This is a genomic window from Brachybacterium sp. GCM10030252 (assembly GCF_042666535.1).
GTDB lineage: Bacteria > Actinomycetota > Actinomycetes > Actinomycetales > Dermabacteraceae > Brachybacterium.
In genome coordinates, this window is sequence record NZ_JBHTDM010000010.1 from 223,011 (window position 1) to 245,603 (window position 22,593).

At 69.7% G+C, this 22,593-nt stretch carries 22 protein-coding genes; 16 read left to right on the plus strand and 6 right to left on the minus strand.

Annotation, left to right across the window (positions count from 1 at the left end; all coding sequences use genetic code 11):
* Window positions 1-16 precede the first annotated feature (16 nt).
* From hpt to ACFQRJ_RS11485, 13 genes are all read left to right on the plus strand, one after another.
* Complete coding sequence (gene hpt, locus ACFQRJ_RS11425) at window positions 17-571, plus strand: hypoxanthine phosphoribosyltransferase (protein WP_377019218.1); 555 nt, start codon at window positions 17-19, stop codon at window positions 569-571.
* Between the two features lies 1 nt (window position 572).
* The gene (gene ftsH / locus ACFQRJ_RS11430; protein WP_377019219.1) at window positions 573-2,708 is read left to right on the plus strand and encodes an ATP-dependent zinc metalloprotease FtsH; all 2,136 of its coding nucleotides are present in this window, start codon (window positions 573-575) and stop codon (window positions 2,706-2,708) included.
* 1 nt (window position 2,709) lies between these two features.
* Window positions 2,710-3,276 carry a GTP cyclohydrolase I FolE gene (gene folE / locus ACFQRJ_RS11435; protein WP_377019220.1) on the plus strand — a complete coding sequence of 189 codons (567 nt, stop codon included), beginning with the start codon at window positions 2,710-2,712 and terminating at the stop codon, window positions 3,274-3,276.
* Between the two features lie 3 nt (window positions 3,277-3,279).
* Window positions 3,280-4,155, plus strand: a complete 876-nt coding sequence (gene folP, locus ACFQRJ_RS11440) for a dihydropteroate synthase (protein ID WP_377019221.1) — start codon at window positions 3,280-3,282, stop codon at window positions 4,153-4,155.
* Window positions 4,152-5,105, plus strand: coding sequence for a 2-amino-4-hydroxy-6-hydroxymethyldihydropteridine diphosphokinase (gene folK, locus ACFQRJ_RS11445; protein WP_377019223.1), 954 nt, complete (start codon window positions 4,152-4,154; stop codon window positions 5,103-5,105). The genes folP and folK overlap by 4 nt, the downstream gene beginning before the upstream one ends.
* A complete protein-coding gene (locus tag ACFQRJ_RS11450) occupies window positions 5,102-5,608 on the plus strand; it encodes a DUF3180 domain-containing protein (protein ID WP_377019224.1) in 507 nt (168 codons plus the stop codon). The genes folK and ACFQRJ_RS11450 overlap by 4 nt, the downstream gene beginning before the upstream one ends.
* Window positions 5,609-5,784: 176 nt before the next feature.
* Entirely contained in the window at window positions 5,785-6,432 is a 648-nt protein-coding gene (locus ACFQRJ_RS11455; protein WP_377019225.1) for a PH domain-containing protein, read from the plus strand.
* A complete protein-coding gene (locus ACFQRJ_RS11460; RefSeq protein ID WP_377019226.1) occupies window positions 6,429-8,117 on the plus strand; it encodes a PH domain-containing protein in 1,689 nt (562 codons plus the stop codon). The genes ACFQRJ_RS11455 and ACFQRJ_RS11460 overlap by 4 nt, the downstream gene beginning before the upstream one ends.
* Window positions 8,114-9,037, plus strand: a complete 924-nt coding sequence (locus ACFQRJ_RS11465) for a Rossmann-like and DUF2520 domain-containing protein (RefSeq protein WP_377019228.1) — start codon at window positions 8,114-8,116, stop codon at window positions 9,035-9,037. Before ACFQRJ_RS11460 ends, ACFQRJ_RS11465 begins: the two co-directional genes overlap by 4 nt.
* 147 nt (window positions 9,038-9,184) lie before the next feature.
* A complete protein-coding gene (gene panC / locus ACFQRJ_RS11470; protein ID WP_377019229.1) occupies window positions 9,185-10,042 on the plus strand; it encodes a pantoate--beta-alanine ligase in 858 nt (285 codons plus the stop codon).
* A 43-nt stretch (window positions 10,043-10,085) separates the two neighbouring features.
* Window positions 10,086-11,594 (plus strand): lysine--tRNA ligase, encoded by a 1,509-nt coding sequence (gene lysS / locus ACFQRJ_RS11475; RefSeq protein WP_377019230.1) that lies wholly within the window; start codon window positions 10,086-10,088, stop codon window positions 11,592-11,594.
* A gap of 1 nt (window position 11,595) precedes the next feature.
* A complete protein-coding gene (locus tag ACFQRJ_RS11480; protein ID WP_377019232.1) occupies window positions 11,596-11,763 on the plus strand; it encodes a hypothetical protein in 168 nt (55 codons plus the stop codon).
* A gap of 129 nt (window positions 11,764-11,892) precedes the next feature.
* Window positions 11,893-12,228 carry an Lsr2 family protein gene (locus ACFQRJ_RS11485; RefSeq protein ID WP_377019233.1) on the plus strand — a complete coding sequence of 112 codons (336 nt, stop codon included), beginning with the start codon at window positions 11,893-11,895 and terminating at the stop codon, window positions 12,226-12,228.
* Between the two features lie 112 nt (window positions 12,229-12,340).
* Here ACFQRJ_RS11485 and ACFQRJ_RS11490 read toward each other — a convergent pair whose 3' ends face one another.
* The 6 genes from ACFQRJ_RS11490 to ACFQRJ_RS11515 all read right to left on the minus strand — a co-directional run bounded on the left by ACFQRJ_RS11490 (window position 12,341) and on the right by ACFQRJ_RS11515 (window position 18,936).
* Window positions 12,341-13,312 (minus strand): aldose 1-epimerase family protein, encoded by a 972-nt coding sequence (locus ACFQRJ_RS11490; RefSeq protein ID WP_377019234.1) that lies wholly within the window; start codon window positions 13,310-13,312, stop codon window positions 12,341-12,343.
* Complete coding sequence (locus ACFQRJ_RS11495) at window positions 13,309-14,076, minus strand: lactate utilization protein C (protein WP_377019235.1); 768 nt, start codon at window positions 14,074-14,076, stop codon at window positions 13,309-13,311. The genes ACFQRJ_RS11490 and ACFQRJ_RS11495 overlap by 4 nt, the downstream gene beginning before the upstream one ends.
* Entirely contained in the window at window positions 14,073-15,683 is a 1,611-nt protein-coding gene (locus tag ACFQRJ_RS11500; protein ID WP_377019237.1) for a LutB/LldF family L-lactate oxidation iron-sulfur protein, read from the minus strand. The genes ACFQRJ_RS11495 and ACFQRJ_RS11500 overlap by 4 nt, the downstream gene beginning before the upstream one ends.
* On the minus strand, window positions 15,680-16,465 hold the full coding sequence (locus ACFQRJ_RS11505) for a (Fe-S)-binding protein (RefSeq protein WP_377019238.1): 786 nt from the start codon (window positions 16,463-16,465) through the stop codon (window positions 15,680-15,682). Before ACFQRJ_RS11505 ends, ACFQRJ_RS11500 begins: the two co-directional genes overlap by 4 nt.
* A gap of 160 nt (window positions 16,466-16,625) precedes the next feature.
* Window positions 16,626-18,110 carry a malate:quinone oxidoreductase gene (locus tag ACFQRJ_RS11510; RefSeq protein ID WP_377019239.1) on the minus strand — a complete coding sequence of 495 codons (1,485 nt, stop codon included), beginning with the start codon at window positions 18,108-18,110 and terminating at the stop codon, window positions 16,626-16,628.
* Window positions 18,111-18,258: 148 nt separating this feature from the next.
* Window positions 18,259-18,936: a DUF624 domain-containing protein gene (locus tag ACFQRJ_RS11515; protein ID WP_377019241.1), complete on the minus strand. Its 678-nt coding sequence runs from the start codon at window positions 18,934-18,936 to the stop codon at window positions 18,259-18,261.
* A 519-nt stretch (window positions 18,937-19,455) separates the two neighbouring features.
* On the opposite strand from ACFQRJ_RS11515, the gene ACFQRJ_RS11520 reads away from it, so the two are divergent.
* The 3 genes from ACFQRJ_RS11520 (at window position 19,456) to ACFQRJ_RS11530 (ending at window position 22,545) form a co-directional block, all read left to right on the plus strand.
* The gene (locus ACFQRJ_RS11520) at window positions 19,456-20,751 is read left to right on the plus strand and encodes an ABC transporter substrate-binding protein (RefSeq protein ID WP_377019243.1); all 1,296 of its coding nucleotides are present in this window, start codon (window positions 19,456-19,458) and stop codon (window positions 20,749-20,751) included.
* Between the two features lie 62 nt (window positions 20,752-20,813).
* Window positions 20,814-21,701, plus strand: a complete 888-nt coding sequence (locus tag ACFQRJ_RS11525) for a carbohydrate ABC transporter permease (RefSeq protein WP_377019244.1) — start codon at window positions 20,814-20,816, stop codon at window positions 21,699-21,701.
* A complete protein-coding gene (locus ACFQRJ_RS11530) occupies window positions 21,691-22,545 on the plus strand; it encodes a carbohydrate ABC transporter permease (RefSeq protein ID WP_377019245.1) in 855 nt (284 codons plus the stop codon). The genes ACFQRJ_RS11525 and ACFQRJ_RS11530 overlap by 11 nt, the downstream gene beginning before the upstream one ends.
* Window positions 22,546-22,593 lie beyond the last annotated feature (48 nt).

A 22,593-nucleotide genomic window follows, 5' to 3' on the forward strand; every position in this document is an offset into this window, starting at 1 on the left:
CACGGAGGAGACCCGCGTGCCCTTGACGCACCACCACCCTGATGTCGACCGGGTGCTGCTGGACGAGCAGCAGATCCGCGACCGGCTCGCCGAGATCGGAGAGCAGATCGCCGCGGACTACGCGGAGGAACCACCGATCCTCGTGGGCGTGCTCAAAGGCGCGGTGATGGTCATGGCAGATCTCGCGCGCTCGATCGATCTCACCGTGGAGATGGACTGGATGGCGGTCTCCTCCTACGGCTCGGGCACCAAGTCCTCCGGCGTCGTGCGGATCCTCAAGGACCTCTCCGCCGACATCTCCGGTCGCAACGTGCTCATCGTCGAGGACATCATCGATTCGGGCCTGACGCTGAAGTGGCTGCTGTCCAACCTGCGTTCGCGCGGCCCCCGGAGCGTCGAGATCTGCACCCTGCTGCGCAAGCCGGACGCCGCGCGGGTGGAGATCGACGTCCGGTACGTCGGGTTCGAGATCCCCAACGAGTTCGTCGTCGGCTACGGACTCGATTACGCGGAGGTCTACCGGAACCTCCCTTACGTGGGCGTGCTCAAGCGCTCGGTCTACGAGGACTGACATGGCGGATTCGGCCACCAAGAACAAGAAGCGCAGGCCCTTCACCGGGGTCGCGATCTGGATCATCGTCGCGCTGCTGCTGGGCATGGTGCTGTTCTCGCTCTTCGGGCGCGACGGCTATCAGCAGATCGACACCGAGCAGGGGCTCGAGCTGCTCGAGGGAGGCACCGTCGAGCAGGCCAAGATCATCGACGGCAACCAGCAGCGGGTCGACCTGGTGCTGACCGAGGACTTCGTCGACGGCGAGGAGAACAAGGGCACCCAGGTCCGGTTCAGCTACGTCGACGCCCGCGGCGACGCCGTCGTGCAGGCGGTCGAGGACGCCGCACCCGAGCAGGGCTACACCGACGAGATCGCCAGCAGCTCCTGGTGGTCGACGCTGCTGCTGTCCTTCCTCCCGCTGCTGATCTTCATCGGGCTGTTCTGGTTCCTGATCATGAACGCCCAGGGCGGCGGCGGCCGGGCCATGCAGTTCGGCAAGTCCAAGGCCAAGCTGTTCTCGAAGGAATCCCCCAAGGTCACCTTCGCGGACGTCGCCGGCGCCGAGGAGGCGGTCGAGGAGCTCGACGAGATCAAGCAGTTCCTCGTCGAACCCGACAAGTACCAGGCGGTGGGAGCCAAGATCCCCAAGGGCGTGCTGCTGTACGGCCCGCCCGGCACCGGCAAGACCCTGCTGGCCCGGGCCGTGGCCGGCGAGGCCAGCGTCCCGTTCTACTCGATCTCCGGCTCGGACTTCGTGGAGATGTTCGTCGGCGTCGGCGCCAGCCGTGTGCGCGACCTGTTCTCGACGGCGAAGGAGAACGCCCCCGCGATCATCTTCGTCGACGAGATCGATGCCGTGGGGCGCCATCGTGGCGCCGGCATGGGCGGCGGCCACGACGAGCGCGAGCAGACCCTGAACCAGATGCTGGTGGAGATGGACGGGTTCGACGAGAACCAGAACGTCATTCTCATCGCCGCCACCAACCGTGTGGACATCCTGGATCCGGCCCTGCTGCGTCCGGGCCGCTTCGATCGTCAGATCGCTGTGGAGGCGCCCGACATGAAGGGCCGCCTGCACATCCTCGGTGTGCACGCCAAGGGGAAGCCGTTGGCGCACGACGTCGACCTCGAGGCCATCGCCAAGCGCACCATCGGCATGTCCGGCGCGGACCTGGCCAACGTGCTCAACGAGGCCGCGCTGCTGACTGCCCGGTCGGGCAACCAGATCATCGACAACCGAGCCCTGGACGAGGCGGTCGATCGCGTCTCGATGGGCCCGCAGCGCTACTCGAAGGTCATGAACGACCGTGAGCGGCAGATGACCGCGTATCACGAGGGCGGCCACGCCCTGGTCGCCGCGGCGATGAACAACTCGGCGCCGGTCACCAAGGTGACCATCCTGCCGCGTGGCCGGGCCGGCGGCTACACCATGGTCGTGCCCACCCAGGACCGCAACTACCAGTCCCGCAACGAGCTGCTGGACCGCCTCGCCTATGCGATGGGCGGATACGCCGTCGAGGAGAGCATCTTCCACGACGTCACCACCGGACCCGGCTCGGACCTCGACAACGCCACCAAGATCGCGCGGACCATGGTCATGCAGCTCGGCATGAGCCGGTCGGTGGGGCAGGTGGCCCTGGCCGGCGAGCAGGACGAGGTCTTCGTCGGCATGCAGCAGGGTCAGGCTCCGCGCTTCAGCGCCGACACCGCGCGCCTCATCGATCAGGAGGTCCGAGCGCTGCTGGACAACGCCCTGGACGAGGCCTGGGCGGTGATCGTCGACAACCGGCACGTCCTCGACCGGCTGGTGGCCGAGCTGCTCGAGAAGGAGACCCTGGGCGAGCAGGAGCTGGCCGAGATTTTCGCCCAGGTCAAGAAGCGGCCGCTGCGCGAGGTCTGGCAGTCCAGCGACGACCGGCCGTCCCTCGAGGCGCCCCGGGTCGGGGCGAGCACCACCGCCACGGGCGCGGAGGACTCCGACGCCGGCGAGCCGCTCCAGCCCAATCCGCCCGAACTGCCGCACCCCGGCGGCGACGGCCCGGAGATCCCCGGCGCACCGCATCGTGAGGCCCCCGGCGGGACCGGCGGGACCGGCGAGGGCTACCGCTACGGCGAGGGCCACGGCTACGGTGACGGGAACGAGACGAGGGGCTGAGATGGCGGTCGACCATGCCCGCCTCCAGGCGGCGGTCCGCGAGATCCTCGCGGCCATCGGCGAGGATCCCGACCGGGCCGGTCTGCAGGACACCCCCGCCCGGGTCGCGCGCATGTACGAGGAGGTCTTCGACGGCCTCGACCGCGACCCCCACGAGCCGCTGGCGACCACGTTCGACATCCAGCACCAGGAGCTGGTGCTGGTGCGCGACATCGGCTTCCACTCGATGTGCGAGCACCATCTGCTGCCGTTCGTCGGCGTCGCCCACGTCGGCTACATCCCGGACGGGGCCGTGGTCACCGGACTGAGCAAGCTCGCCCGGCTGGTGGACGTGTATGCCCGTCGCCCCCAGGTCCAGGAGCGGCTCACCTTCCAGATCGCCGACGCGCTGATGGACGAGCTCGGCGCGGGCGGCGCGATCGTGGTGATCGAGGCGGAGCACATGTGCATGTCCATGCGCGGTGTGCGCGCCGAGGGTGCCCGTACCGTGACCAGCGCCGTGCGCGGCATGCTCCGTGACAGCCCCAGCACCCGCGCCGAGGCCATGAGCCTCATCAACCGGAGCTGACTCATGAGCACCCGGACCCGACCGCGCAGCGGCCGACTGCGGCCCGACGGCCTTCCTGAGCGCCTCACGGGTGACGACACCCTGGTGATGGGCGTTCTGAATGTCACTCCGGACTCCTTCTCCGACGGGGGCGAGCACGACAGCGCTCCCGACGCGATCGCCCACGGGCGGCTGCTCGCAGCGCAGGGAGCCTCCATCATCGACGTCGGCGGTGAATCCACCCGCCCGGGGGCGCCCCGGGTCGAGGAGGACGAGGAGCTGCGGCGCGTGCTGCCCGTGGTGAGCGAGCTGGCCCGCGAGGGCATCGTCGTCAGCGTGGACACCATGCGCGCCTCCGTGGCGGCCGCGAGCATCGAGGCCGGCGCCCTGATCGTCAACGACGTCTCCGCCGGCCGCGCCGACGTCGACATGGGCGCGGAGGCGGCCCGGCTGCGGACCCGGCTCGGCACTCCGCCGGTGTTCGTGGCCATGCACTGGCGAGGGCACAGCGACGTGATGACCGAGCTGACCGAGTACGAGGATGTGGCCCGTGACAGCGCCGCGGAGCTCGAGGACCGACTGGACGCACTGCGGGCCGCGGGGGTCGAGGACCGGTTCCTGGTGGCCGATCCCGGCCTCGGCTTCGCCAAGACGGGCGAGCAGAACTGGGAGGTGCTGGCGAGGTGGGAGCACATCGCCTCCCACCGGCTGCCGCTGCTCATCGGTGCCTCGCGCAAACGATTCGTCAGCTCCCTCGGCGTCGACCGTGACGCCGCCACCGCCGCCATCAGCGCCTACAGCGCGGAGCACGGGGCCTGGGCCGTCCGGGTCCACGACGTCCCGCCCAACCTCGCCGCCGTCCGCGTCGGCGACCGTCTGCGCCGGAGCGCCGGCCGATGACCCCCGAGTCCCCCGTGCCGCGCGAGCCCGGTGCACCGGACGTCACGAGGGCGCCCCGGCGCGCGCCGGGACGACTGGACCGCATCGAGGTCACGGAAATCCGAGCGTGGGGGCGGCACGGCGTGCTCGCCGCGGAGACGGAGCTCGGACAGCAGTTCGTGGCGGATGTGACCCTCCATCTCTCCACCGCCCCGGCAGGCCGCGCCGACGACCTCGCCCGCACCGTGAACTACGCGGGGATCGCCCTGGCCGTCCATGAGGAGATCAGCACCGGCGCCCACAAGCTGATCGAGACCCTCGCCGAGCGCATCGCCGATCGGATCCTCACCGGCGAGGGCGCACCGTGGGTGCGCCGGGTGGCCGTGACCGTGCACAAGCCCTCGGCCCCCGTCGGCCTGCCCGTCGGCGACGTGGCCGTGAGCATCGAGCGCGACGCCGCGCCCATCGAGGCGGTGCTCGCCCTGGGCTCCAACCTCGGCGACCGGGCCGCTCATCTCGAGCGCGCCCTGTCGGTGCTCGCCGAGGCGGAGGGGATCGAGGTGGAGTGGACCGGGCCCGTGCTGGAGACGGACCCCGTCGGCGGACCCGACGGCCAGGGCGCCTACCTGAACACGGCTGTCGGCGTGAGCACCGTGCTGGGGCCCTTCGATCTGCTCGAAGCGGCACGCCGGACCGAGCAGGATGCCCATCGCCAGCGGGCGGTCCGGTGGGGGCCGCGCACCCTGGACGTCGACCTGATCACCTATGGCGACCATCGCCTCGACGATGCCGAGCTCAGCCTGCCTCACCCGCGCGCCCACGCGCGCGCCTTCGTGCTCGCCCCCTGGCACGCCGCCCGGCCCACCGCCGAGCTGCCCGGCCACGGCCGGATCGCGGACCTCCTGGCCCGCGCCGGGGACCGCGACGGTCTGCGGCCGGGCCCTGCCGTGACAGGATTCGATCGTCCGTGAGGCCGCTGAACATCCCGGTCCTGGTGCTGATCTTCGTCGTCGGCGCAGGCTTCGGCGCCCAGATGCTGGAGACCCTCGCCAGCCGCGGCCACTCGCTCCCGATCGCCGGCTGGCTGACCACGCTGGTCCTGGTGGCGCTGTCGACCGTGCTGCTGGTCTACGGGATCCCGCTGCGCCGCTACATGCTCGAGAGCGAGGAGCGCCGGCTGCATCCCACCCTGGCTCCACGCCGATTCCAGATCGACCTGCCCACCGCCTTCCGCACCGTGCTCCTGGCCCGGGCCTGCGCCTACACCGGCGCCGTGGTCGGCGGGATCTTCACCGGCCAGGCGCTCTTCCTGATCATCACCGGCACGGGCGATCCACTCGCAGCCATCCTGCCCACCGCTGCGGCCGCCGTGGCCGGGATCGTGCTCGGCGTGCTGGGAGTGATCGTCGAGCGCTGGGGCCAGCTGCCCCCGGAGGACGGCGACAGCGCGGCGGGCGCCGAAGCAGGACACTGAGCCCATCGGGCCCCGGGTGATGCCGACGGCGCCGAGGGCCCGCCCTGGACGGTGCCCGATCCGGACGAGGCCCGACCTGGACGACGCCCGACCCGGACGACTCCCGACCATCGACGGTCCGATCTCCCACCCGCGTCGGAGCGCCGAAAGGGCCCTGAGGTGACACGATGGATCCCATGACCTTCCCATCCGAGGAATCCGGGCCCGGCACCGCTCCGGCATCACCCGCCCCGGCAGCGCACGGAGGCCGTGCCGCCGTGTCGCCGGACGTCCCCGCCGAGCCCGCGATCCCCGCCGGCCCCGCGAGTGCCGACCGGCCGGCGATCCCCGACGAGCCCGACGGCCTGCTCGGGGCCGGGGCACTGCGCCCTGTCTCCGAGAAGCTGATCCGAGCGCGCTACGTCGCCGGCATCGTCGGCTACGTCATCTGGCTGCTGATGATCGCCGCGGCGATCGTCGGCACGGTGCTGACGGGCTGGTGGTGGATCGCCGCCCTCGGAGTCGCGCCCCTGATCCTGCTCCTCCAGAGCCTGATCCTCACTCCACGCCGGGTCCGGGCCATCGGATACCTGGACGCGGAGGAGGACCTCACCATCGCCGCGGGCGTCATGTTCCGCTCGGTCCAGACCATCCCCTACGGCCGGGTGCAGTCGGTGAAGATCGACGAGGGCCCGGTGGACCGCCGCTACGGCCTCGCCAAGCTGACCGTGACCACGGCGGCCGGGGCCTCCAGCGTCACGCTGCCCGGCCTGCCGAAGGAGGAGGCGGAGCGACTGCGGGAGCTGCTGACCGACCGCGGCATCGAGAACATGGCGGCGCTGTGAGCGAGACGGAGCCGACCGCCCCCGACGCCGCCGCACCGGCCGCCGAGCGTCGCCGTACCCACCCGATCACGCCCCTGGTCACCGGATGGAAGATCATCATCGGGCTGGTCGCCGTGGTCTCGGCGCAGAACGTCGCCCGCCTCATCGACGACTTCACCCTGACCCGAGCCCTCATCGGCCTGGCCGTGCTCGCCGGGGTGATCGTGATCTCGATCGTCCTGTCCGCCCTGGTGTGGTGGTTCACCACCTACGCCGTCGACGAGGACGGTGTCTCGCTGCACAAGGGGCTGATCAGCCGTTCGCGGGAGTACGCCCCACGGGCCCGCATCGAGTCGGTCTCCGTCGAGCGGCCGCTGCTGGCCCGTCTGCTGGGACTGGCCAAGGTGCGCATCGAGGTCGCCGGCGGGGGAGAGTCCTACCTCGACATCGAATACGTGCGATCCGCCGATGCCGAGGAGCTGCGCACACGGATCCTGGGCGTCGCCTCCGGTGCGCCGGGGCCGGCGGGGTCGGCAGGGACCGTCGAGGGCGCCTCCGCGCAGGAGGTCCGAGACGGGGACCATCGCGCGCCCGGGACGCCCGGTGACGTGATCGAGGGTGTCGGGGAGCCCGTGGGAACAGCATCCGGCGACGGCACCGGCGAGCACGGCAGCACAGCCACGGGTGGCGCCGCTGCGGCCGGGGGACGGCTGCAGCGGGTGCTCTACGACGGTGTCACCGACGGCGAGCTGATCGCGCAGATCCCCACGGGGCGCCTGGTGCGGTCCCTGCTGCGCGACCTCGGCTTCCTCATCGGCGCCGTGATGACCCTCGTCGGCGTCAGCCTCGCGGCCATCATGGTGATCTGGCAGGAAGGAGTGTCCCCGGCCGTGCTCATCCCTCTGGCCCCGGCCTTCATCGCCGTGCCGCGGTACGTGTTCGGCCGCATCGAATCCGGCTGGGGATTCGTCTCCCGCATCACCGACCGCGGGCTGCGGATGCGGCGCGGCCTGGCGAACACGCGGACGGACAACATCGCCTCCGGGCGGATCCAGCGGTTCGAACTGCGCCGGCCGCTGCTGTGGCGCGGGCCCGACTGGACGGCTGTGTCCGTGACCGTCGCCGGCATCGAGGACGACGACGTCAACGGCGCCCAGAGCGCGCTGCCCGTCGGCACCCGCGAGGAGCTCCAGGCCACCCTGGGCCACCTGGCCGCGCCGCTGGGAACCGCCGACGATCTCGCCGTCCTCGAGCGCCTGCTCACGGCCCCGGCCCGGCGCATCGAGGGGATGCGCACCCCGGTCGGGCTGTACTGGATCGACCGCCGCACCAGTGTCAGCGTGCTGCTGCCGGGGGCGCTCGTCCACCGCAGCGGCATCCTGACCAAGAAGCTCGAGATCGTGCCCCGCGAACGGATCCAGGAGCTCTCCCTCCAGGACGGTCCGATCGGACGCCGGCTCGGAGTCCTCGACCTCAAGGTCGGCATCGCCGGCAGCACCCTGACCCTCGGCGCCCTCTTGCGCCGAGACGCGCTCGCGCTGCACAGCGTGCTCGCCCGCGATGCCGCGACCCTGCGCCGGTACCGCGACCGCGAGCACTGGCCCCGGCCGGCGCTCGGGATGGCCGCCGCGAGCTCGACGGTCCCGTCGGCGGAGACCTCGGCGCCGTCCGCCGCGTCGTCCCCGTTGCCTCAGGAGGAACGATGAGCGCACCCCGGCTCGGCATCGGCGTGATCGGCGCCGGACGGGTGGGAGCCGTGATGGGCGCCGCGCTGCGTGCCGAGGGCCACGCCATCACGGGCGCCTACGCCGTCTCCGACGCCTCCCGCACGCGCGCCGAGGACCTGCTGCCCGGCGTGCCGCTGCTGGACGTTCCCGCCATCGTCGAACGCAGCGAGATGCTGCTGCTGGCCGTCCCCGACGACCAGCTGGGCCCGCTCGCCGCCGGCATCGCCTCCACCGGTCTCGCGCCCGGCGGACAGCTGGTGGTGCACACCTCCGGTCGGTACGGCACCGGCGTCCTCGCCCCGCTGGCCGACGCCGGCAGCGCGACGCTGGCCATCCACCCCGCCATGACCTTCACCGGTACCTCGGCGGATCTGTCGCGACTGGTCGGCTGCCCCATGGCCATCACCGCCGCGCCGACGTTCCTGCCGGTGGCAGGGGCGCTCGTGGTCGAGCTCGGGGGAGAGGCCGTAGTGCTCAAGGAGGGCGATCGCCCGCTCTATCACGCCTCACTCGCCCACGCCTCGAACCATCTGGTGGTGCTCGTCGACCAGGCCCGGGAGATCCTCGCCGGCCTCGGGATCGAGAACCCGGGCGCCTATCTGCGACCGCTGCTGGAGGCCGCCCTCGACGAGTCCCTGCGCCGCGGCGCCAAGGCCCTGACGGGCCCGGTGATGCGGGGCGATATCGGGACGGTGGCCGCGCACCTGGGAGCGCTCGACGACGTCGACCGGTCCTCCGGCGGGGCGGACCCCTCGGGCGTCACGAGCCGGCGTGGTGACGTCGGAGCGACCTACCGCGCCCTCGCGGTCGCGGCTCTGGCCCGGGCGGGGCTCCCGGACCGGACCCGGCAGCAGGTGCGCGAGCTGCTCGAGGATCACGGGCCCGCCGATGATGCGTGAGCCGCGGTCCCGACGCGTCCCGAGACGCCACGGGGCCAGGGCTCCGCAGATCGGGGGACCCCTCGAGGCAGGAGAGGGCATGTCGCCGCGCACGGCGGGCACGTGCTCGAGACAGGACACAGCACACGGCATGACACAGGAGACGGCATGAGTTCGCAGACACCTCCCACCACGGCGCTGGTCACCACCAAGGCCGAACTCCGTACGCGACGCGCGGCGATGGGGGGAACGGTCGCGGCGGTGCTGACCATGGGCGCGCTCCACGAGGGCCATCTCGCCCTGGTCTCCCGTGCCCGTGAGGTCGCCGACCACGTGATCCTCACGGACTTCGTCAACCCTCTCCAGTTCGGCCCGGGGGAGGACTACGAGGCCTACCCGCGGGATCTCGACGCCGACCTCGCCGTCGTGGACGGACTCGTCGATCTCGTCTTCGCCCCGAGCGTGCAGGAGATGTACCCGGTCCTGCCGCCGACGGTCTCGGTGACCGCGGGGCGCGCCGGCACCATCCTCGAGGGCGCGGCCCGCCCCGGCCACTTCGACGGCGTCGTCACCGTCGTCGCCAAGCTGCTGCAGCTGACCGACCCGCACGTCTCGGTGTTCGGCCGCAAGGACGCACAGCAGCTCGCGATCATCCAGCGCCTGGTCGCCGATCTCGACCTCCCGGTGCGGATCGAGCCCGTCGAGATCCAGCGGGAACCCTCCGGACTGGCCCGCTCCAGCCGCAACGCCTACCTCTCCGAGGCCGGGCGCGACCGGGCGCTGGCGCTCTCCCGCACGGTCGCCGCCGCGGACGCGGCAGGCGGATCGGTCGCGGGGATCCGCCGCGCGCTGGGGGAGGCCCTCGCACGCGCAGAGGTCGAATGGGCCTACGCGCTCGCCCTGGATCCCGCCACGCTCGAGGAGATCGGCCCGGACCACCGCGGCGACGTCCTCGTGGTGGTGGCCGCCCGGGTCGAGGGCACGCGGCTGCTGGACGCCGCTGTGGTGGTCGCGACAGCACCCTGACGAGGCGGGCACATCCTCGGGCAGTGATGAGAGAATCGCCCTCATGAGCGAGAATCCCCCTGCCCTCGATGCGACGGACCACTCCGACCAGGTAGCGGTCCGCAAATCCAAGCGGGAGCGCCTGCTGGCGCGCGGGGAGGACGCCTACCCGGTCGGAGTGCCGGTGACCGCCACGATCGCCGCCGTCCGCGAGGAGTACGGCCATCTGGAGGCCGGACAGGAGACCGAGGACGTCGTCGGCGTCGCCGGCCGCGTCGTGTTCCAGCGCAACACCGGCAAGCTCGCCTTCGTCACCATCCAGGACGGCGCCGGGCAGCGATTGCAGATCATGGCCTCCCTCGCGGTGCTCGGCGAGCAGCGTCTGGCCGATCTGAAGGCCGACGTGGACCTCGGCGACCACGTCTTCTTCCACGGCCGGGTGGGCGCCTCCCGCCGCGGTGAGCTCAGCGTGTTCGCGGACAGCTGGCAGATGGCGGCCAAGGCTGTGCGGCCTCTGCCGGTGCTGCACGCGGAGCCCTCCGAGGAGCAGCGGGTGCGTCGGCGCTACGTCGACCTCATCGTGCGCCAGCAGGCACGGGACACCGTGCGTCGCCGCGCCGAGGTGATGCACTCGCTGCGCACCTCGTTCCACGAGCGCGACTTCGTGGAGATCGAGACGCCCATGCTGCAGGTGATCCCCTCCGGCGCCGCGGCGCGGCCGTTCGTCACCCACATGAACGCGTTCGATCTGGATCTCTATCTGCGGATCGCCCCGGAGCTGTATCTCAAGCGCGCGGCCGTCGGCGGTCTCGAGCGGGTCTTCGAGATCAATCGGAACTTCCGCAATGAAGGGGCAGATTCCACCCATTCGCCCGAGTTCGCGATGCTCGAGGCGTACCAGGCGTACGGGGATTACGACTCCATCGGGGACCTCACCCGGACACTTGTCCAGGAAGCCGCTGAACGAGCCACCGGCTCCCAGGTCGTCACTCTCGCCGACGGCACCGAGTACGACTTCTCCGGAGAATGGGCGAAGATCACCGTGTACGGCTCGCTCTCGGAATCCCTCGGCGAGGAGATCACCCCCGAGACGGACACGGAACGGCTCCGCGGGATCGCACGGTCCCTCGATCTCGATCTCGATCATCCCAAGTTCGGGCACGGCAAGCTCGTCGAGGAACTCTTCGAGCACCGTGTGGGCGACCATCTCCACGAGCCGACCTTCGTCCGTGATTTCCCGGTCGAGACCAGCCCGCTGGTGCGCGAGCACCGCACGACGCCCGGCGTGGTCGAGAAGTGGGACCTGTACGTGCGCGGCTTCGAGCTGGGCACCGGGTACTCGGAGCTCGTCGACCCGGTGATCCAGCGCGAACGGTTCGCCCAGCAGGCCGCGCTCGCTGCCCAGGGCGACGACGAGGCGATGCGCCTGGACGAGGACTTCCTGGAAGCGATGGAATACGCGCTGCCGCCGACGGGCGGAATGGGTATGGGCCTCGATCGCCTGCTCATGGCCCTGACGGGGCTCGGCATCCGGGAGACCATCCTGTTCCCGCTCGTGAAACCGGAGGCCTGAGATGGACGGCGGATTCTGGTACGAAGCCGGTTCGCTGCTGCCGCCGATCGGTGCGGGGCTGCTCTTCTGGTTCGCGCTGCGGGCGATTATGCGGGCCGATCGACGCGAACGCGAGGCCGAGCGCCGGGCGGAACAGGATTACCGCGAACTCCACCGCGGGGATGAATAGCGTCACCGTTGTCCACAAATCTCCGTGATCGGATTGATATATGGGCGCGCGGACTGGATACTGGAACCAGCGTGCGACATCATCCCGAGGTCGCAAATGAAGCAGACCCGACCAACAAGGGAGACCCCCATGGCAAGGAAGACCTATGTCGAGCTCGTCGATGATGTCGATGGAGCGACCGCGAGCGAGACGGTGAGCTTCGCCCTCGACGGCGTCGCCTACGAGATCGACCTGTCCGAGCAGAACGCCCGCACGTTCCGCGACGAGCTCGGCACCTGGGTCGAGAAGGCCCGTCGCGTCGGCGGCCGCCGCACCCGGGGCGGTTCGAGCTCCTCCCGCTCCAGCAGCTCGAACGATTCCTCGCGCATCCGCCAGTGGGCCCGCGAGGCCGGCTACGAGGTCCCGGATCGCGGCCGCATCTCGGGCACCATCCGCAAGGCGTACGAGGATGCCCACTCCAACTGATACGGCACCCGCCCGGGTCGCTGGAACCCGGTGAGAGAAGGACCCGTCGCCCTCAGGGCGACGGGTCCTTCTCATGCTCGCCGCAGCATGTGCCTGTCCCGACCGGGCGTACTCACCAGCCCCGGATCGACCACGAGGCCGAGAACTCCTGGTCCGGACTCAGACGCACCACGTCGACGCCGCTGCGGAACGCGTCGGGCGGGCAGGTCATCGGCTCGACCGCGAGCCCGACCCGGTTGTTCTCCGGTTCCGGACGATCGGCGGTGTGCACCTGCAGCCAACCGCACTCCTCGCCCGCCGTCAGCTCGACGCCGGTTCCGCCGGGCGCGGAGACACTGACGCGCAGCCGGCCGTCGGCGTCGCGGCCGAGGTCGGTGAAGGCATGGTCGATGAACAGGTCGCCGATGACCCGCGGAGCGCGGAAGTCGAACTCGCTGCCGTCGGCGACGGGCGCCGTACCGGTGGGCAGCAGCCGGTCCTCGGTGACGGTGAGAACCGTCTCCGCCTCGAAGTGCAGCGACCACGTATCCAGCGGCTCCGGGCCGGCGACGAGATAGGGGTGCGGGCATACGCCGTACGGAGCATCGGCGTGGCCGATGTTGCGTGCGGTCACGGTGGTGGTCAGTCCCGTCTCGGCGTCGAGTGCGTGGCGGACGGTCAGCAGCAGATGGAACGGGTAGCCCGTGGACGGGAACAGCTCGCCGCGCAGGATGACCTCGTCCTCCGCGACGGTCGCGGCAGTGAAGGGGTGGAAGGCGATCAGTCCGTGCAGGGCGTTGCCGCGTTCGGGCTCGGTGAGGGCGGCTTGGATCTCCTGGCCGTCCCAGGTGTATTTCCCGTCCCCGATCCGGTTCGGCCAGGGGGCGACGATCCCGCCCCGGAAGTGCTGCATCGGCCCCTGCTCGGGGTTGCGCACCAGGAGGTCGCGTCCCTCGATGCTCAGCGACTCGACGATCGCTCCCACCGTGGAGACCTGCGCCTGGTAGGTGCCGGCGCTGAGGGTGAAGAGGTCGCCGCGGTCGCGGGGCGCATTCTGCGGGGGGATGCCGGTGCCGGCGGGGGTCTCGGCCACGGGATCGCTCATGCTGTCTTCTCCTGATCGTTCCGGGACTCGGTCTCGGTCTCGTTCTCGGGCTCTGGTTCGGGTTCTGGTTCCGGTTCGATGAGGACGACCTCGAGGCGGCGGGGGCCATGGACTCCTTCGACCCGGTCCAGCTCGATGTCGCTGGTGGCACTGGGGCCGGAGACCATGGTCCAGGCGGCACGCGGATCGGTGTTCATGCGTTCGATGCCCTTGGGCACTCCGAGCACCACCTGCTCCGCCTCGACCACCACGACATGGTGGTCGGGGATCAGCGTGACCGCGCGGCGCCCGCCGAGCTCGTCGGCGCGCAGCACGATCGTGCCGGTCAGGGCGATCGACGTGTGGCAGCCGGTGAGCACGGCGTCGATCGCGTCGAGCTCGTGCGGCGAGGCGCTGCCGTCGTCGAGGAGGACCGCAGTGCCCAGCTCCCGGGTCCAGCTCTCCGGTACCCCGGGCGGTGCGATGACCTGCCTGGCCTCGCCGACGGCCTCGGCGATGACGGCGGGCGCCCCGGCTGCGGTCGTGCGGTGGACGATCGCGGTGTAGTCCTCGAGGCGCTGGACCAGCACGTCGCGGATCTTGGCCGGGTCGGTGGAGACCTCCTGCTTGTCATCGGCGCGCTGATACGCGCGAGGGACGTCCTCGGCATCGGTGACCTCGTCCCGGCGGGGGACCGCCAGGGCGGAGCGGACCCGGGCCAGGATCTCCTCCTTGGCGCTCATCCCGCGCGTGCGCACGGGACGCTCGTCGGCCCAGGCGTTCATGCTCGCTCCTCGCCCTCGGTGCCGGTCTGCGACGTCTGCCCGGCTCCGCCGGGTTCCTCGGCGTCTCCGTCGCCGGCGGCTCCATCGGCCGTCCGTGACGCCGTCTCCTTCTGGTGCTCGTCCCACCAGCTGCGGAAGGACTTCCCGGGCTTGGGCAGGTCGCGGTGATCGGTCCAGCCCGGCATCAGGGGAACGATGCCGGGCAGCTTGCCGATGTTGGCGCCGGGCATCAGCTTGGTCAGCGGTCCGGCCGAGCGCACGGCGGCGTCGTACGCCCGCGGGGAGGACATCAGGGCACCGGCTCCCTTCATCGCCACGTCCCAGGTGCCCCGGAACTGGCCCTTCGTATCGCGGCGCTGGTCGACGTCCTCCGCCCGCAGATGCACGAGGATCTTGGGGATGTCGATCTTGACGGGGCACACGTCGTAGCAGGCCCCGCAGAGGCTCGAGGCGTAGGGGAGCGAGGTGCTGGGATCGTCCGCGTCGCCCATCCCGGTCATCTGCGGCGAGAGGATCGCCCCGATCGGACCGGGGTACGTCGACCCGTAGGCGTGGCCGCCCGAGCGGGCGTAGACGGGGCACACGTTCAAGCATGCGGAGCAGCGGATGCAGTGCAGGGCGCTGCGGCCCTCCGGGTCCTCGAGCACGGCGCTGCGGCCGTTGTCCAGCAGCACCAGGTGGAACTCCTCGGGTCCGTCTCCCTCGGTGACCCCGGTGAACAGGGTCGTGTACGGGTTCATCCGTTCCCCGGTGGAGGATCGGGGCAGCAGCTGCAGGAACACCTCGAGGTCCTCGAAGGTGGGCACGATCTTCTCGATGCCCACCACGGAGATGAGGGTCTTGGGCAGGGTCAGGCACATGCGCCCGTTGCCCTCGGACTCGACGACGACCATGGTGCCGGTCTCGGCGACGGCGAAGTTCGCGCCGGAGATCGCCACCGAGCCGGGCATGTCCAGGAACTTCTCCCGCAGGAAGCGGCGGGATGCCTCGGCCAGCTCGGCCGGGTCGTCGGTGATGGACTCGTCCAGGTCCGGCATCGCCTCGAGGAAGATCTCGCGGATCTGTGCGCGGTTGCGGTGGATCGCCGGGACCAGGATGTGACTGGGGGTGTCACCGGCCACCTGCACGATGAGCTCGGCGAGATCGGATTCGATGGCGCGGATCCCGGCGTGCTCGAGGGTCTCGTTCAGGCCGATCTCCTGGGTGGCCATCGACTTGACCTTGAGCACCTCCTCGGCGCCGCGCTCGAGGGCGAGAGAGGTGACGATCTCTCCGGCCTCGTCGGCGTCGCGGGCCCAATGGACCACCCCGCCCGCAGCGGTCACGGACTCCTCGAGCTGCTCGAGCAGCTCCGGGAGATGATCGGTGACCTGCCACTTCAGGGCGCTGCCGGCGTCCCGCAGCTTCTGCCAGTCGCGCACCTCCCGCACCGCCGCGGCGCGCTTGGTGGTGATGGTGGAGGTGGCGTGGCGGAGGTTCCCCCGCAGGGTCTCGTCGGCGAGGTCGTCCCGGGCCGCGGCAGGGAAGGAGCGATCACCGCGCAGGTTCGAGGACGGTGAGGCGTGCTGCGGGCGGACGGACGGAATCCCCAGATCGACGGTGCTCATGAAGCCCTCCCCAGAATGGTCTCGGACGGGATGAAGGGATCCTCCCGGGTGGAGGCGAGGATCTGTGCGAGGTGGATCGCCCGCGGCGCGGCGTCGGTGCGGCGGAGCTTGCCGCCGATGTTCATCAGGCAGGAGGCGTCCCCCGCGACGACGTACTCCGCACCCGTGGAGACGACATTGGCGGCCTTGTCGGTGACCATCGCGTCGGAGGTGGCGTCGTTCTTCACCGAGAAGGTGCCGCCGAAGCCGCAGCAGGTGTCGGACTCGGGAAGGTTCTTCACCTCGATGCCCTCGACCGCGCGCAGCAGCTTCAGCGGGCGCGGGCCCACCTTGAGGAAGCGCATCGAGTGGCAGGTGGGGTGGTAAGTGACGCTGTGGGGGAAGTAGGCGCCGACGTCGGTCACCTTGAGCACGTCCACCAGCAGCTGGGAGAGCTCATAGGTCTTCGCCGCCACGGCCTGGACGCGCTGTTCGAGCTCGTCGTCCTCCTCGTGCTGGGCGACCAGCTGGTGCTGCTCGCGCACGCAGCCCGCGCAGGAGCCGGACGGCATCACGATCGCGTCGATGGAGTCCAGGGCGGGTTCGAAGGTGTCCACGAAGCTGCGCACCACCGGCGCCGCCTCCGAGTAGTACCCGGAGTTGGTGTGCATCTGGCCGCAGCAGGTCTGGCGCTTGTCGAAGACCACCTCGTGCCCCAGCCGTTCGAGCAGGAGCACGGTGGAGCGGGCGACGTCGGGGGTCATCACATCCACCAGGCACGTGGTCATGAGTGATATGCGCATCCGGCGTCCTTCTTCCTTCGTCGTCTCGCGCCCGTCGGACCGCGGGTTCGCGCCTTCGGAGTTCGTGGGTTCTCGAATGGTGGGTTCGTGCGTCGTGTTCGTGCATCTGCGGTGCCGGCGGCCGTCCCGGGGTTCATCGGGCCGGTCCCCGGCGCCGCTGTCAGGGGTGCTCGAGGCCCAGGGAGGCCGCCGTGCGCTCCAGCGTCCGGTGCGCCGTCTCGGGGTCGTCCGAGAGTTTCGTGCCCCAGCTCGGGACCATCTGGGTGATGGTCGGGCGCCAGGCGTCGATGCGGTCGGGGTACATGCGCTCGAGGACGTTCAGCATGATGCTGGTGGCGGTCGACGCCCCCGGGGACGCGCCGAGCATGCCGCCGATGGACCCGTCGGCGGCGGTGATCAGCTGAGTGCCGAACTGGAGGACGCCGTGCTTGTCGCGGTCCGGTGCGATCACCTGGACCCGCTGTCCGGCGGTGACCTCCTCCCAGTCCGACTCCCGCGCCGAGGGCATGTACTCCCGCAGCGCCTCGAACCGCTGGTGACGGGTGGCCACGAGCTGGGAGGCGAGGTACATCATCAGATCCAGGTTCGGCGGGGCCACCGCCATCATCTGCGTGACGTTGGAGGGCTTGATCGACGCGAACAGGTCCGTGTACCGGCCGGACTTCAGGAACTTCGGGGACCAGCCGGCGTAGGGACCGAACATCAGTGAGCGCTGCCCTGCGACGTACCGGGTATCGAGGTGGGGGACGCTCATCGGCGGGGCGCCGACGGCGGCCTTGCCGTACACCTTGGCCTCGTGACGGTCGATGATCTCGGGATCGGTGCAGCGCAGCCACTGCCCGGAGATGGGGAACCCGCCGAAGCCGCGGATCTCGTCGATCCCGGACTTCTGCAGCAGCGGCAGCGCGTTGCCGCCGGCGCCGACGAAGACGCGGGGTGCGCGCACCACGCGGATCGTCCCGTCGGCCGTATCGCGGACCATGACGCCCCAGTCCTCACCCAACCGGCGCAGGTCGATGACCTCGGAACCGGTCGAGACGGTGGTGCCGACGCGTCCGGCGAAGTCCAGCAGCTGACGGCTCAGGGCGCCGAAGTCGACGTCGGTGCCGTCGGGGGAGTAGGTCGCGGCGATGGTCTCGGTGACCGGGCGGCCCTGCGAGACCAGTGGTGCCCACTCGGCCAGCTGGGCGTGCTCGGTGGTGAACTCCATGCGGTCGAACAGGGGGCTGGCGACCAGGGCCTCGTGGCGGCGGCGGAGATAGTCGACATTGTCGAGACCGTGCACGAAGCTCATGTGCGGCACGGAGTGGATGAAGTCCGACGGGTCGCCGATACGGTCGTTCTCGACCAGGTGGGCCCAGAACTGGCGGGAGACCTGGAACTGCTCGTTGATGGAGATCGCCTTGGCCGGGCTGACCGAGCCGTCCACGTCCTGCGGGGTGTAGTTCAGCTCGCAGAGCGCACTGTGGCCGGTGCCGGCGTTGTTCCAGGCGTCGCTGGACTCCGCCCCGAGGGTGTCCAGCTTCTCGAGGACCACGAGGTCCCACTCGGGCTCCAGCTCGGTGAGCATCGCGGCGAGGGTGGCACTGGCGACGCCACCGCCGATCAGCACCACGTCCGCACGGGTCACATCCAGGTCAGCCATGTCTCTCCGTTCCAGCTCGCACGGGGCCGCCCGACGGCGTGCGGCGCGATCACTCGCGCGACACCGGGCGGCCGTACCGCCAGGGTATCCCGCGCGGCGGGGTAGGACGCGAACGCATCCACAGCGCTCCGCCTCGAGGGCGGAGACGTCACGATGCGGCGGCGCGGTTGTTCTCGATCTCCTCGAGCAGCAGCTCGACCTTCCGGCTCAGCAGGCTCGTGGCAAGGTCGATCGCCGCCGCGGCTCCCAGCAGCACGGCCACCGGCCATACCAGGGAGCACAGCACCATCCAGACGATGAGGCCGAGGGTCAGGCCGATCACCCGCACCGGCATCGCTCCGGGCAGCAGCAGCGCCAGCCGCCACGCCACGAAGGGATCCTGCCGGCGCACCCGCGGCGTGGACATGATCGTGGCGACACTCGCCGTGGACCAGGCGGCGCTGACCGCGGCGAGACTCGCGAGCCCGGCGCTCATCATCGGCGTCTCCACCGCACCTCCGGCCACGATCCAGAGCATCGCCACCGAGCCGGCCTGGACTACCATCAGCGGAAGCATGCGCACGTTGGCGGTGACCAGATGCTCACGGAAGCTCGGCCACATCGTGGCCAGGACGCGGACCTTCGCCCCGTGGCGAGCGGCGATGAAGGCATCGGAGGCGGCCACGCTGGCCGGGGCCACACCGAGGACGACGAGACCGGCCAGGCTCAGGGCGATCCACACCAGGTTCACGCGCAGCACCAGGTAGATGCGCTCGATCGCCTCGATCAATCGCGTGGCCCAGGCCGGGGTCCCGGCACGGTCCGACGGGGTTCGGGAAACGGTCATGCGGTGCAGGCTATCTCCCGGCGTGATGCCTGGGTCACTTCTGACCGTCAGAGAGTCGAAGTATGTCGCTCGCGCGATCTCCTCGACTGCGCGGCTCTACGCCAGGCAGCCCAGAGGGACCGCGGCGATCCCCCAGTCAAGATCCGGGCGTCCGACGGAGGTGTTCGGCTCCGCGCTGACCGGAGAGATCGAGAGAAGGCCCTGCTGTGGCAGAAGCCGCCGTCCACACGGCAGAGGCAGGACGGTTCCGAGCTTTCACCACGCTAATGCGGTACCGATCAGGCCCTCGACTAATGCTCGCGCTACGCCAGCCATCCGATGTCTCGTCGTGGTGAGCCGTGGTGGTGTGCACGCCTGCCCCCGCGAAGGCTTCTGGCCAGCCGCAATGCTCTAGCGGTCAAATCCATCGGCTGGGGCGCTGTGAGGCTACTCTTGATTCATCCGACGTCTTCGATCATAGTGGGACGTGCCGTTGAGAGATCCGATGTCTGGGCGAGTGTGGTTCGGGCAGGTGGCGCAGTGAAGAACAACGACGATCTTCATCGACGAGGAGACGCTATGAAAGCGACGAGGGCCCCACAGGAACTGTCACGCCGCGCGGCCATCGCCGGTCTCGGGGCGCTGGCCCCGCTCGCGGCCCTGACCGCGTGCGGAGGATCGGGCGGTTCGAGCGGGACGGATCCGAGCACGACCCTGTACACCTGGATCTCGAACGACAACGACCGCGCTCAGTGGGAGGCTTTCATCGCGGCCGCGCAGCAGTCGGATCCGGAGTTCACCATGGCCCTCGAGGGGCCGAGCTTCGAGGACTACTGGACGAAGGTCAAGACCAGGATGTCTTCTGGAGACGCTCCAGCATTGTTGACCACGCAAGCGGCGCGGGCGCAGGAACTTGAGGCTCTGCTGGCCCCATTGGACGAGCTCGCCGAGGCCGCCGGTGTGGACCTCGCGCAGTACAACGAGGCGATGATCTCGGGAATGACCGTGGACGGTTCGGTGCGGGCTATTCCCTATGACGCGGAACCGATGGTGCTCTTCTGCAACCGCGCCATGTTCGCGGACGCAGGCCTCGAGGTGCCGAGCACGCGCTACTCCATGGATCAGTTCCTGGACGATGCCACGGCGTTGACGACGGACAGCCGACACGGGCTCGCGATCTCCGCGGGGCTCGTGCATCTCGGCATGTCCATCGGCTTCGCCAACGGCGGTACCCCGGTCACCGACGGGACGCTGACACTGACCGACCCGAAGATCGTGGAGGCGATCCAGTTCAGTTTCGATCTGGTCACCGAGTACGGCGTGGCTGAAGCCCCGGCTGCGGTCGATTCCGAGCCCGCGGCTCAACAGGACCTTATGAACGGGAACGTCGCGATGTATCTGGACGGGCCATGGATGTACCAGGCGTATGTCGATGCCCTCGGCGACGACCTCGCGGTCGCGGTCGTCCCCTCGGAGTCGGGTGAGCCCAAGGGGATGATCCAAGGTTCAGGATTCGGCATCGCCTCGAATGCGGATGATCCGGAAGCGGCCTTCCGGACAATCCAGGCGATCACGACGCCCGAGGTGATCGGCGACGTTGCGAACACTCGTGGGACGTTCCCCTCCGTCGCGAATCAGGAGGAGCGCTGGGCTGAGGGGAAGGCAGAGGACAATGTGGCCGCCGTGACGTCGCTGGCGCAGAATGGCGAGCCGCTGCTGACGACGCCCAACTGGAACGAGGTCGGCTCCCAGTTCGGCCAATACTCCACGGACGGCTTTCGCGGCAATCGGACGGCCCAAGAGATCCTCGAGGCGATCGAAGGGGCGACCGCCTGATGGTAGCGACGGTCCCGGCGCCTCCACGGCGCCCCGGGGCGAGCGCCGGTCGTGGCACTGCCATGACCGGGACTCGCCGGCGCAGCGGCGCACGAGCAGCGGCTGTCTATCTGAGCCCCGGGATGCTCGGCTTCACGATCTTCATCGTCGTGCCGCTGGCCGCATCCTTGGTCATCAGCTTCTTCGACTGGCCGCTGTTCGGGGCGCCTCGCTTCGTCGGTCTGGCGAACTACCGCAACATGATCGCCGGCGATCCGGCCTTCTGGGTGAGTCTGCGCAACACCTTGATATTCGCCGTCGTGTACACCGCGGTCAACCTGGCGGTAGCGCTGGGGATCAGCTACTGGCTGATGAATCTCGGTGGCCGGTGGGCATCCTTCTTCCGAGTGCTCTTCTTCATCCCCGTCGTGACGCCGATGATCGGGAACGCACTGATCTTCCGCCTCATGCTCAGCGATGACGGCATCGTCAACCAAGCGCTGCGCACCGTCGGGATCGACGGTCCGCAATGGCTGAACACCCCGGGATGGGCGATGACTTCGCTGGTCGTCATGTCCCTGTGGCAGGGGATGGGCTACAACATCATCGTGCTCGGGGCCGGCATCGCCGGGATCAATCCCAGTGTCATCGAGGCCTCTCGGATCGACGGGGCTGGGCCGGTCGGTCGCTTCTTCCGGGTGGTATTCCCGATGCTCTCGCCGACCATCTTCTTCTGCACGATCATGACGGTGATCGGAGCTTTCAAGGTATTCGCCCAGCCCTACGCCCTCACCGAGGGCGGCCCGGGCAACGCGACGAACACCCTTGTCCTCCACCTGTACCGAAGTGGCTTCTCCTTCGACCGGCTCGGTTACGCCTCGGCTCTCGCGTGGGTCCTCTTCGTGCTCGTCATGCTGATCACCGCGCTCGAGTTCGCACAGCAGAAGAGGTGGGTCACCTATGACAGCTGAGACTGTCACCCATGGTCGTCGAGCGGCAGCGGGGCCTCAGGTGGTCTCCAAATCCCTACTGGTCCTCGTCGGCATCATCTTCATCTTCCCGTTCATCTGGATGGCAGCGACGTCGCTGAAGCCGACCGACGAGGTCTTCGCGAGCGGCACCAGTTTCGTCGGTTCGCGGATCGAATGGTCGAACTACACCACGGCATGGACCGCGATCCCTTTCGGACGGATCATCGCGAACAGCTTCGTCGTAGCTCTGCTGGGCGCCGGGCTGACGGTCACCGTGTCGGTACTGAGTGCGTATGCGTTCTCCCGGTTCCGATTTCGCGGTCGCGCCGCTCTGTTCGGAGCCTTCCTCGCCACCATGGTGCTGCCCCAAGAGGTCCTGATCATCCCGTTGTATCTGATGATGCAGAAGGCCGGGCTGGTCAACTCGTATCCGGCGCTTGTACTGCCCTTCGCGTTCGGGGCGTTCGGAACCTTCCTCATTCGGCAGTTCATGCTGAGCCTGCCCCCGGACTACGAGGAAGCCGCGACGATCGACGGCGCCAGCCGCCTACGGACGCTCATCAGCGTCATCGTCCCGCTCCTACGGGCGCCGATATCGGTGGTCTTCGTATTCGCGTTCATCGACTACTGGGGGAGTTTCCTGTGGCCGTTGATCGTCGTCAACGACGCATCGATGGCCACGGTGCCGATCGGGCTTCAAATGTTCTCCGGAGAGCGCGGCACGGACTGGGGTCCGCTCATGGCGGCCGTCACGCTCGTGGTGGTGCCCAGTCTCGTGATCGTCGTGCTGCTGCAGCGGCAGTTGCAACAGGGCGTCAGCATGGGTGGATTCGGTGGCCGATGAGACTGACCCGGGCCACCGGTGCGCGAGAGCAGCTGCACAGTGAATCGT